Raw genomic sequence first — 10,757 nt, forward strand, 5'->3', positions numbered from 1 at the left:
ATGACCGGAACCGGGGACGGCGATCTGGCGGGGGCGGCCTGGCCGGATGTCGGCGCGGCGCCCCTGGTCCTGGTGCCGCTCGGGTCGACCGAGCAGCACGGGCCGCATCTGCCGCTGTCCACCGACACGGTGATCGCGCAGGCCGTCGCCGAGCGGGCGGCCGATGCGCTCCGGGCGAAGACGGACGGGCAGGTGTTCGTCGCGCCGGCGATCGCCTACGGCGCCAGCGGTGAGCACGCCGGGTTCCCCGGCACCATCTCGATCGGGCACGAGGCGCTGCACGCCGTGATCGTGGAGACCGTGCGCTCGCTCGCGGCGTGGGCGGGGCGCGTCGTCCTCGTCAACGGGCACGGCGGCAACGTCGCCACGCTCGACGCCGCCGTGGCCCGGCTGCGCCGCGAAGGGCACGACGCCGCCTGGGTGGGCTGCGGCGTTCCCGGCGGCGACGCGCACGCCGGGGTCACCGAGACGTCCGTGATGCTGCACCTCGCCCCCGGCCTGGTGCGGCCCTTCGGCGGGGTCGCCGGCGACACCCGCCCGATCACCGAGATCATGCCCGAGCTGGTCGCCCGGGGAGTGCGGGCCGTGTCGCCGTCCGGTGTGCTCGGCGACCCGGCCGGGGCCTCCGGAGAGCTGGGCCGCGAGATCGTGGACGCCATGGCGGCGGCCGTCGTGCGCCGGATGGGCGGCGGGCGGGTGGACGGCCGCGGCCGTCTTCTCGACCCCGGACCGAAGGCGCGGGCATGAGGCTCCCGGCCGGATTCGCCGTCGCGCTGGACCGGGAGACGTCCTTCTGGTCAAGCGGTCGGGTCGCCACCGGCGGGTCGCCCTGGAAGGTCGTGCGCCTCGCCGACGCCGCCCGCCCGCACCTGGCGGCGCTGCGCCGGGCCGGGACGCGGGGCCTGGCCGACGCCTCCCCCACCGGGCGCGCGGTGGCCCGCCGCCTCCTCGACCTCGGCATGGCCCACCCCGTCCCGGCGCCGCGTCCCGGCCCGCACGGCGTGACGGTCGTCGTCCCCGCGTACGGGCGCGCCGCCGAGCTGGAGCGGTGCCTGGCTGCCGTCGCGGACGTGCCGGTGATCGTCGTCGACGACGGGTCACCGGACCCCGGGCCGCTGCGGCGGGCGGCCGCCGCGCACGGCGCGCGCCTCGTCCGGCACCCCCGCAACCGTGGCCCCGCCGCCGCGCGCAACACCGGCCTGCGGCTCGTCGAGACACCGCTCGTCGCGTTCGTCGACTCCGACTGCCGCCCCGGCGCCGGCTGGCTGGACGTCCTCGTCCCGCACTTCGACGACCCCCGTGTCGCCGCCGTCGCCCCGCGGGTGCTGCCCGGCGGCGGCCACGGCTCCCCGCTGCTGGCCCGCTACGAGGCCGCCCGGTCCTCCCTGGACATGGGGACGCGGCCCGCGCTCGTCCGGCCGGGGGGCAGGCTCGGCTTCGTGCCCACCGCGACGCTGCTGGTGCGCGCGGCGGCGGTCGAGGGCGACGCCTTCGACGAGGAGCTGCGGCTGGGCGAGGACGTCGACTTCGTCTGGCGGCTGTCCGACCTCGGATGGAACGTCCGCTACGAGCCCGCCGCCCACGTCACCCACACGGGGCGGCTGCGCCCGGCGGACTGGGCGCGGCGGCGCCACGAGTACGGCACGTCCGCCGCCGACCTGGCCCGGCGGCACCCCGGCAGGCTCGCCCCCGCCCGCCCGTCGATGTGGAACCTCGCCGTCCTCGGGCTGCTCGCACGGGGACGCCCCGGCGCGGCCGCCGCGTGCGCGGGCGTCTCGGCGGCGCTGCTGGCCAGGCGCCTTGCGCCGCTGCCCGCGGACTGGAGCCTCGCCGTCTCGCTCGTCGGCCAGGGCGTCGTCGCCGACGCCGTCGGTCTCGGGCACGCGCTGCGCCGGGAATGGTGGCCCGCCGGGCTGCTCGCGCTGGCCGCGTGCCCGCGCAGCCGCCTCGCCCGCACCGCCGCCGCGGCCATGCTCGCACCCATCGCGCTGGAGTGGCTGCAGCAGCGGCCCTCGGTCGACCCCGCCCGCTACACCGTCCTGCGGCTCACCGAGGACGTCGCCTACGGAACCGGTGTCACGGCCGCGGCAGCCCGCGCCCGTTCGGCCGCTCCGCTGCGTCCGGAAGTCCGTCTCCCGTCGGCACTTCGTCGACGAGACCCCAGGCCAGTGCGGTCCCGGCATCGACGGGGACGCCGGTGAGCGCCATGTAGAGGGTGCGCCAGCGGCCGATGCGGCGCGGGATGCCCACCGTCCCGCCCGCCCCGGGGATCAGGCCCATGGACACCTCGGGGAGCCGGAACGTCGCGTCCGGACGTGCCGCGACCCGCCCCGCGAACGCGGGAAGCTCGATGCCCGCGCCGACGCACGGGCCGTGGACGCGGACCTCGATCCGGCCGGAGAGGCGGTCGATCAGCCGTCCCGCGCCGCCCCTGGTCCGGACGAGGTGGGCGGTCGCCAGGTCGGGGGCGGTGCCGAACTCGTCCAGGTCGCCGCCGGAGCAGAACGCCGGGCCCGCACCCCGCAGGACGACCGTGACCTCCTCGTCGGCGGCGGCGACCGTCAGCGCGTCCACGAGGGCGTCGCGGAGCTCCCTTCCGAAGGCGTTGCGCCGCTCCGGCCGGTTCAGCGTGACCGACAGGCGGTCGCCGTCGCGCGCCACGAGCACGGGTTCGCCGGACTCGGGCGGCAGCGGCCGAGGGCCGCGCGCCGACAGCCATCGCACGAACTCCGCACCGCCGAGCAGGGTGGAATAGGCGTAGGACTCCACGTCCAGCGCCGCGTCGACGGGCAGGCCCTCGGTCGCCCGTAGCACGTCGCGCAGCATCAGGGACGCCTGCGGATTGCGCGCGGCGGCCTCGCGCAGCCCGCCCAGGTCGGCGGCGGCGACGGTCTCGCATCCACCCGGCCCGACCGTGAGATCCAGCGACCGGGTGAGCTCCGGGTCGCCCTGCCCCACGCCGACGAGGATCCGATCGCACTTCCGGGCCCGCCGCGCGGCGCGTTCGACGACCTCGGGGGCGGCGGGCGCCAGGTCGACGACCACGAGCGGATCGCGGACGGCGCCGTCCGCGCCGAGCAGCGGCGGGTCCGCCGCGCCGCCCGCGAGGTCGGCGATGGAGATGTGCACGGACGGTCCCTCTCGCCGGGGTCGCTACCGGGACCGGAGTGTATCGTCGGCCCATGCCGCCGGGCGAGGAGCAGTCATCGCAGGTGAGCGGGCCGGAGCCGGTCGCGGCATGGGCGGCGTCCGGTGTGCCGCTCCTCTGCGGGCGCGCCGGCGGGCCGCCTCTCGTCCCGCCCGGCGACGCCGCCGCCGCGGCCGCGCGGCTGGGCGAACCGTTCGGGGTGGACGGCGGGCGCCTGCTGTCCGAGCGCGCCGCCTTCACCGGGCATCGCCGCCGGGGCCGGACGTCGGCCGGGGGCGCCTGCCGCCTGCTGCCGACCGCCGACGGGTGGGCGGCGGTCTCCTGCGCCCGTCCCGACGACCCCGCTCTCCTCGGCGCTCTCGCGGGCGCGGAGGTGGACGACGATCCGTGGCCGGTCATCGTCCCGTGGCTGCGCGACCACACCGGCGCCGAACTGGCCGAACGCGCAGAGCTTCTAGGGGTCGCCGCAGGGCCGGTCGAGGTGCGTTCCGCGCCGCCGCGCGTCCCTCGCCCGCTGTCGCCTCGTCCACTCGACGGCGCGCTGGTGGTCGACTTCAGCGCGCTGTGGGCGGGGCCATTGTGCGCCCACCTGCTCGGGCTGGCCGGGGCGCGCGTCGTCAAGGTCGAGGTCCCGGCGCGTCCCGACGGCGCCCGGCACGGCGACGCCGGCTTCTACCGCCTGCTCCACGCCGGCCACCGCTCGGTCGTCCTCGACCCGGCCGATCCTGCCGGCCGCCGCGCGATGGCGGCCCTGGTGGACGCCGCCGACATCGTCATCGAGGCGTCCCGGCCGCGCGCCCTCGCCCGCTTCGGCCTGGACGCCGAGGCCGCCGTCGCCGCCAGCACCACCTGGGTCTCCATCACCGCCCACGGCCGCGCCTCCGGCCGCGTCGGCTTCGGCGACGACGTCGCCGCCGCGAGCGGCCTGGTCTGCCGGGACGCCGACCGGACACCGCTGTTCTGCGGCGACGCCATCGCCGACCCCCTCACCGGCCTGACCGCCGCGTCCCTGGCCGCGACCGCCCCGGCCGGTGGCGGCGGCGTCCTCTGGGACATCGCCATGTCCGACGTGGTCGCGGCGACGCTTCCCCCGGGCGGCCCGGTCCCCAGCGCGGAGGCCGTCCGGCACGGTGACGCCTGGGTCATCGAGACCGACGTGGGCGCCTTCCCGGTCGCGGCGCCCGCGCGGCGTGAGACGTCCGGCACGGCCCCCGCGATGGGCCACGACACCGCCGAGGTCCTGACCGCGCTCGGCATCCCCGTCCCGTGAGCGGGCTGCTGCTGCGGGACGCCGGGTTCGGCGGTCGGAAGCGCGTCGACGTCCGGGTGGCCGGCGGAGCGATCGCCGAGGTCGGGGACGGGCTGGCGCGCCGGCCCGGCGAGCGCGTCCTGGAGTGCGGCGGGGGCGCGCTGATCCCCGGGCTGCGCGACGACCACCTGCATCTGCACGCGCTGGCGGCGTGGAGTCGCTCGGTCCCGTGCGGGCCGCCTTCCGTGACCGGACGGGACGGGCTCGCCACGGCGTTGCGGGGAGCCGCGCCGGACGAGCACGGGTGGGTGCGCGGGGTCGGATACGCCGAGAGCGTCGCCGGAGACCTGGACGCCGCCGCCCTCGACGCGCTGCGGGCGGACCGGCCCGTCCGGGTGCAGCACCGCAGCGGCGCCCTGTGGGTCCTCAACTCGGCGGCCGTGCGGGAGAGCGGCCTCGACCCGGGTGACCACCCCGGGATCGAGCGGGACGCCGCCGGGGCGCCGACCGGGCGGCTGTGGCGGGCCGACGACTTGCTCCGCACGCGCCTCCCGCCGCCGCCTCCCCTGGACCTCGGCCCGATCGGACGGGAGCTGGCGCGGCTCGGCGTCACCTCCGTCACCGACGCGACGCCCGACCTGACGGCCGCGGCGATCGGCTCGATCGAGGACGCCGTCCGGGACGGGTCGCTCCCCCAGCACGTGCGCCTCCTCGGCGTGCCGCTGGACGGCCGGACCTCCTGCCCGCGCGTCACCGCCGGGCCGTACAAGATCGTCCTGGCCGACTCGGGGCTGCCGTCCCTCGACGACCTGACCCGGCGCATCGGGCTCGCCCACGGGCACGGGCGGCCCGTCGCGGTGCACTGCGTCACCCGCGAGGCGCTCCTGCTGCTCCTCGCGGCCTTCGAGACCACCGGGGTCCGGGACGGCGACCGCGTCGAGCACGCGGCGCTCGTCCCGGACGAGAGCATCCCGGAACTCGCGCGGCGCGGCCTGCGGGTCGTCACCCAGCCGGGCTTCCTCGCCGACCGCGGGGACGACTACCTGCGCGACGTCCCGGCCGCGGACCTCCCCGACCTCTACCGGTGCCGGAGCCTGATCGAGGCCGGTGTGCCGGTCGCGCTGTCCAGCGACGCGCCGTACGGCCCGCTCGACCCCTGGGCCGTGATGGACGCGGCCGTGCGCCGCACCGCCCGGTCCGGCGCGGTCGTCGGCCGGGGCGAGGCCGTCACGGCGGGGGCCGCGCTCCGCTCCTACCTCACGCCGCCCGGCGAGGCGGCCGACCTCGTGCTGCTGCACGTCCCGCTCGACGAGGCGCTCGGGCGGCTCTCCGCCGGCGACGTCCGGGCGACCATCGCGGGCGGCCGCCTCGTCCACGGCCGCTAAAAGCCGGACCGCGCCCGCCGGCCGGGAACGGGCGATCGTTAGCATGGGCGGCATGTCAGACGAGGTGCTGGTCGAGCACGCGGACGGGTTCACCGTCATCACCATCAACCGGCCCGAGGCCCGCAACGCCGTCAACCGCGCGGTCAGCGACGGCGTGGCCGCCGCGCTGGACGAGTTCGAGTCGCGCAAGGACCTCACCGTCGCCGTCATCACCGGCGCCGGCGGGACGTTCTGCTCCGGCATGGACCTCAAGGCGTTCGTCGCCGGCGAGAACGTCAGCATCCCCGGCCGCGGCCTCGCCGGGCTCACGCAGCGTCCCCCGCGCAAGCCGGTGATCGCGGCGGTCGAGGGCTACGCGCTGGCCGGCGGCTGCGAGGTCGCCCTCGCCTGCGACCTGATCGTCGCCGCCGAGGACGCCAAGTTCGGCATCCCCGAGGTCAAGCGCGGCCTCGTCGCCGGGGCCGGCGGGCTCCTCCGGCTGCCCCAGCGCGTCCCCTACGCCGTCGCGATGAAGCTGGCCCTCACCGGCGAGTTCATGACGGCCGCCGACGCCGAGAAGCACGGCCTGGTCGTCGAGGTCACCCCGTCCGGCAAGGCGCTGGAGGCCGCGCGCGACCTGGCAGGGCGCATCGCCGCCAACGCCCCGCTCGCCGTCGCCACGACCAAGGAGATCATCGTCGCGTCCGCCGACTGGTCCGCCGACGAGGCGTTCGACCGGCAGGCGGAGCTGATCCGGCCGATCTTCACCTCCCGCGACGCCCGCGAAGGCGCCACCGCCTTCGCCGAGAAGCGCCCGCCCGTCTGGCGCGGCGAATAGGCACGGCGGCGGGGGGCGGCGGGCGGGCCCGTCACTCCCCGTCGTAGACGAGCAGCCCGTCGTCGCGGAGCCGTGCCCCTGACGTGGGCGGATGCTCGGTGAGGCGGCCGTCGTGGGCCAGGTGCAGGACGGGCCTGCCGCGCGCCAGCACCGCGAAGTCGGCGATGAGCCTGCGGTGGCAGCGCCACCACACCGACTCGCTGCACATGACGGCCGTGCGGGCCCGGCCGGCCTCGTCAAGCAACTCGTCCATGGCGGCCACGAAGCCGGGGGTGCGGGTGTGCCCCGCATAGCCGCGGAAGGAATCGTTGCGCCAGAACGTGTCGGGCGAGTCCGGCTCGACCCGGCGGAAGCCGCCGAGCCGCTTCTCCCACCGGTACCCGATCCCCTCGGCGGGCAGCCACTCCTCCATGGCGGTGCGCTGCACGTCCGGGTTGCGGCGGCTGCCGGGCGCGGTGCGCACGTCCACCACGGCCGACACCCCGGCCTCACGCAGCAGGCGGGCCAGCTCCTCCCGCCCGGCGGTGCCGTGACCGAACGTCACCAGCGCTTCCACCCAGTCCACACTTCCCTGGATCCACGGACCCTCCCCTGATGGTGGGGAGGGTCACAGTGGACGCCCTCAGTGCAGGGTCAGGTCGCGGCGGCGGAACGCGGCCAGGCCCACCGCGGTGAGGGCGGCGGCGATCGCCGTCAGGATCAGCAGCGGCGGCCAGCTCATCCCGGCGCCGGGAAGCTGCGGCACGTGCCCGAACGGGGACAGGTCGTTCATCCAGCCGGGGAACTGCAGCAGACCGCCGAACATCGTGACGACGACGGCGTACACCACCACCGCCCACGCCAGCCCGATCGCCCGGGGCGCCAGCCCGAACAGCGCCACGGCCGCGCCCGCGGTGACCCACACGGCCGGCACGTACGCCAGGGCGGCCCCCGGCATCGCGTACAGCAGCCCGGCGTCGCCGGCCGAGAACGCGGCGGTGACGCCCACGCCCAGCCCGCTGAGCAGCAGGACGACGACGCTGCCGGCCAGGGCGACGACCAGGTGGCCGGTGAGCCAGCGCGTCCGGGACACCGCGGCGGCCAGAACCGGCTCGGCCCGGCCCGCGGTCTCCTCGCCGCGCGGCTTCTGGAGCGCCAGAACCGCGTAGATGCCGCAGACGGTCGCCAGCATGGCCATGATCACGCCGAGGAACCGCTCGGTCAGGTCGGAGCCGGGGACGGTCTGCACCCATTCCTGGATGGTCTCGTTGCCGCCGACCGCGTCCTGCACGTCGCCGGCGAACGCGCCGTACACCGCGCCGAGCGCGGCCATCGACACGCTCCACCACAGCAGCCCGGCGCGCTGCAGCCGCAGCGCGGACCCGAGCGGGGTGCTCAGGAACGGTGAAGCGGTGCGCGGGCCGGGCCTCGGCGGCATCAGGCCGGCGCCCACGTCGCGCCGCGTGGTCACCGCGAACGCGATGGCCAGCAGGGCGGCAGCCCCCACCACGGCCAGGGCCAGCGGCCACCACCGGTCGTCGACATAGACCTTGGTGGCCTGCGCCCACCCGATCGGCGACAGCCACGACAGCGCGCCGTCGCCGATGTCGCCGACGGCCCGCAGCGCGTACGCGACACCGATCGCCGCGCCCGCCATGCCCGCGGCGCCGCGGCCGTACTCGGTCACCTGCGCGGTGAACGCCGCGACGGCGGTGAAGAACAGGCCCACGGCGGTCAGCGACGCGCCGAACAGCAGCGAACCCGGCCACGTCACCGTCTCGATGCCGCTGCCGCCCAGGGCGAGCGTCATGAGCGCGCCCAGGCCGACGTTGGCGCCGCCCACCACGATCAGCGCGGCCGTGATGGGCGCGTGCCGTCCGAGGACGCTGGCGCGGATCAGCTCGGCGCGGCCCGCCTCCTCCTCGGTCCTGGTGTGGCGGGTGAACAGCAGCACGCTCATCAGCGCCACGAAGATCGCGACGAAGCCGAGGACCTCGTTGGCGAGCATCGCGCCGTAGGTGTAGTCGTCCAGGCCGTATCCGGGGCCGCTGAAGGCGATGCCCGCCGGGCTGTCCACCAGCGCGGCGCGGGACTGGCGGCCCTCCGCCGTGGCGTAGGTCGTCCGCAGGTTCGACGCCGTCATCAGCGTGCTCAGGGTCAGGGCAAGGATCCACACCGGGATGCGGATCCTGTCGCGGCGCAGCATGAAACGGACCAGCGTCCCCGTGCCGGTCAGCGTGCTGTCGCCGCGGAGGGCCGCCGCGGCGGGAGCCTCGGTGGCGGCGGCCATCACTTCTCGCCCCCGTCCCGCGCGGCGTCGCCGTCCGCGGCCTGCTCGACGGGCACGCCGTTCTCGGCCAGTTCCTCGCCGTAGTGCCGCAGGAACAGCTGCTCCAGCGTGGGCGGCTGGCTGACCAGGCCGCGGATGTCGAACTCCGCCAGCCGGTGGACGGCCGCGCCCAGGTGCTCGCCGTCGACGTCGAACCGCACCCGCCCGTCCTCGCTCCGGACGTTGTGCACCCCGGGCAGCCCGTCCAGCCCGGCAGGCGGCCGCGCGGTCTCCGCCTCGATCGTCGTGCGGGTGAGGTGCCGCATCCGATCGAGCGCCCCGCTCTCGACGATCCTGCCGAGGCGGATGATGCTCACCCGGTCGCACAGCTTCTCGACCTGGGCGAGGATGTGGCTGGACAGCAGCACCGTGCGCCCGGCCGCCTTCGCCTCGAAGATGCACTCCTGGAAGACCGCCTCCATCAGCGGGTCCAGGCCCGCGGTGGGCTCGTCCAGGATCAGCAGTTCGGCGTCGGAGGCCAGCGCGGACACCAGCGCGACCTTCTGCCGGTTGCCCTTGGAGTAGGTCCGGCCCTTCTTGGAGGTGTCCAGGTCGAACCTGTCGCACAGGTCGTCCCGGCGCGCCCGGTCGAGCCCGCCGCGCAGCCGGGCCAGCAGGTCGATGGCCTGCCCGCCGGTGAGGTTGGGCCACAGGTCGACGTCGCCGGGCACGTAGGCGATGCGGCGGTGCAGCCGCACCGCGTCCCTCCAGGGGTCGCCGCCCAGCAGCCGGGCCGAGCCCGCGTCGGCGCGCAGCAGGCCCAGGAGGATCCGGATGGTGGTGGACTTGCCCGCGCCGTTCGGGCCGAGGAACCCGTGCACCTCGCCGGTGCGGACGCTCAGGTCGAGGCCGTCCAGCGCGCGGGTCCGGCCGAACGTCTTGACGAGGCCGGACACTTCGATGGGATTCGTGGTCTGTTCGGACATGGATACGCCTTGTGAGGGTGTGGGGGTATGGGAGCGGCCGTCCCGGCCGTGGCGGCATGGGGACGTTCGGAGGTGGCGGGGGTGGCGGTGGTGGCCGGATGGGCCACCGCGGATCGCACCGGCCTGGATCAGGACGGCCGGATCACGGCGTGGAGATCAGGCCGGCGGGTCGGAGTCGGTCTTGCGCGCGGCGGCCTTCGAGGTCGGGATGCGCTGGTCCCGGTCGGTCGCGGCGCCCGGCGCGAACGAGCGCAGCTGCTCGACCGCCGCGCGGGTCTGCGCCAGCAGTTCCGGGCTCATCAGGTCGTCGGTCAGGATGTCGAGCATCGCCAGCGTCATGCGGGGATAGCCGGCAGGGGTGAGCGGGTCGGCGCCCAGGGTCCGCGTCAGGTGCTCGTGCAGGACGGACACGCCGAAGGCCATCGCCGCAAGGACGGCCGCGTACGCGTGCGGGTCGGACGTCTTCGCCGGGGACATGCCCGGCGCGCCCTCCACGAGCATGTCCTCGGTGAACTCCACGACGTCGTCGAACAAGGCCGCCGCCGCCGATGATCCGTCCACCAGGGCGCGGGCCAGGTAGCGCTGGACCGGCAGGCTCACGGTCAGCGCCATGGGCAGGAACCCGGGGGTGGACACGCCGCCGTCAAGGGCGTCCTGCTTGGTGCGCGTCATGACGTCGATGGCGTACTCGTCGCACGCGCGGCGCAGCGCCTCCTTCGACCGGAAGTAGTGCTGCACCAGCCCGGCCGACACCCCGGCGGCCTCGGCGATCCCGCGGATCGTCGCGCCGCTCACACCGCGTTCGGCGAACACTCGCAGTGCCGCCTCGCGGATCCGCGCGCGGGCGGTCAGGTCCTCGTCCGCCCGTGACCGGTCTGTCACACCTCCAGCGTGCAATACAAACGTTCAATGCGCAATATGTTT

General features: G+C 76.2%; 9 protein-coding genes and 1 pseudogene. 5 read left to right on the forward strand and 5 right to left on the reverse strand.

What is annotated here, in order from left to right:
• The gene (gene mftE / locus AB0C35_RS35535; RefSeq protein ID WP_358465977.1) at positions 1-747 is read left to right on the forward strand and encodes a mycofactocin biosynthesis peptidyl-dipeptidase MftE; all 747 of its coding nucleotides are present in this window, start codon (positions 1-3) and stop codon (positions 745-747) included.
• Positions 744-2,072, forward strand: a pseudogene (mftF, locus tag AB0C35_RS35540) (mycofactocin biosynthesis glycosyltransferase MftF); the annotation flags it as partial. The gene mftE and the pseudogene mftF, both read left to right, overlap by 4 nt.
• 4 nt (positions 2,073-2,076) lie before the next feature.
• Here the strand turns inward: mftF and AB0C35_RS35545 are convergent.
• Positions 2,077-3,129, reverse strand: coding sequence for an enoyl-CoA hydratase/isomerase family protein (locus tag AB0C35_RS35545; RefSeq protein ID WP_358465979.1), 1,053 nt, complete (start codon positions 3,127-3,129; stop codon positions 2,077-2,079).
• A gap of 53 nt (positions 3,130-3,182) precedes the next feature.
• Here AB0C35_RS35545 and AB0C35_RS35550 point away from each other — a divergent pair, with 53 nt between their 5' ends.
• The 3 genes from AB0C35_RS35550 to AB0C35_RS35560 are packed head-to-tail and all read left to right on the forward strand — an operon-like array spanning position 3,183 to position 6,599.
• Complete coding sequence (locus AB0C35_RS35550) at positions 3,183-4,418, forward strand: CoA transferase (RefSeq protein ID WP_358465981.1); 1,236 nt, start codon at positions 3,183-3,185, stop codon at positions 4,416-4,418.
• Positions 4,415-5,782, forward strand: a complete 1,368-nt coding sequence (locus AB0C35_RS35555; RefSeq protein WP_358465983.1) for an amidohydrolase family protein — start codon at positions 4,415-4,417, stop codon at positions 5,780-5,782. The genes AB0C35_RS35550 and AB0C35_RS35555 overlap by 4 nt, the downstream gene beginning before the upstream one ends.
• A gap of 52 nt (positions 5,783-5,834) precedes the next feature.
• Complete coding sequence (locus tag AB0C35_RS35560; RefSeq protein ID WP_358465985.1) at positions 5,835-6,599, forward strand: crotonase/enoyl-CoA hydratase family protein; 765 nt, start codon at positions 5,835-5,837, stop codon at positions 6,597-6,599.
• Between the two features lie 31 nt (positions 6,600-6,630).
• Here AB0C35_RS35560 and AB0C35_RS35565 read toward each other — a convergent pair whose 3' ends face one another.
• From AB0C35_RS35565 to AB0C35_RS35580, 4 genes are all read right to left on the reverse strand, one after another.
• Positions 6,631-7,164 carry a DUF488 domain-containing protein gene (locus AB0C35_RS35565; protein WP_358465987.1) on the reverse strand — a complete coding sequence of 178 codons (534 nt, stop codon included), beginning with the start codon at positions 7,162-7,164 and terminating at the stop codon, positions 6,631-6,633.
• Between the two features lie 57 nt (positions 7,165-7,221).
• A complete protein-coding gene (locus tag AB0C35_RS35570; protein ID WP_358465989.1) occupies positions 7,222-8,868 on the reverse strand; it encodes an ABC transporter permease in 1,647 nt (548 codons plus the stop codon).
• Positions 8,868-9,833 carry an ABC transporter ATP-binding protein gene (locus tag AB0C35_RS35575; RefSeq protein ID WP_358465991.1) on the reverse strand — a complete coding sequence of 322 codons (966 nt, stop codon included), beginning with the start codon at positions 9,831-9,833 and terminating at the stop codon, positions 8,868-8,870. Before AB0C35_RS35575 ends, AB0C35_RS35570 begins: the two co-directional genes overlap by 1 nt.
• Before the next feature lie 156 nt (positions 9,834-9,989).
• Entirely contained in the window at positions 9,990-10,715 is a 726-nt protein-coding gene (locus tag AB0C35_RS35580) for a TetR family transcriptional regulator (RefSeq protein WP_358465993.1), read from the reverse strand.
• Between the last annotated feature and the right edge of the window lie 42 nt (positions 10,716-10,757).

It is taken from the genome of Spirillospora sp. NPDC048819 (genome assembly GCF_040650055.1).
Taxonomy (GTDB): Bacteria; Actinomycetota; Actinomycetes; order Streptosporangiales; family Streptosporangiaceae; genus Spirillospora.

Excerpts from the sequence above, each read along its gene's own strand:
- AB0C35_RS35575 (WP_358465991.1), bottom strand. The coding sequence starts at position 9,833 with ATGTCCGAACAGACCACGAATCCCATCGAAGTGTCCGGCCTCGTCAAG.
- AB0C35_RS35550 (WP_358465981.1), top strand. The coding sequence starts at position 3,183 with ATGCCGCCGGGCGAGGAGCAGTCATCGCAGGTGAGCGGGCCGGAGCCG.
- AB0C35_RS35570 (WP_358465989.1), bottom strand. The coding sequence starts at position 8,868 with ATGGCCGCCGCCACCGAGGCTCCCGCCGCGGCGGCCCTCCGCGGCGAC.
- mftE (WP_358465977.1), top strand. The coding sequence starts at position 1 with ATGACCGGAACCGGGGACGGCGATCTGGCGGGGGCGGCCTGGCCGGAT.
- AB0C35_RS35560 (WP_358465985.1), top strand. The coding sequence starts at position 5,835 with ATGTCAGACGAGGTGCTGGTCGAGCACGCGGACGGGTTCACCGTCATC.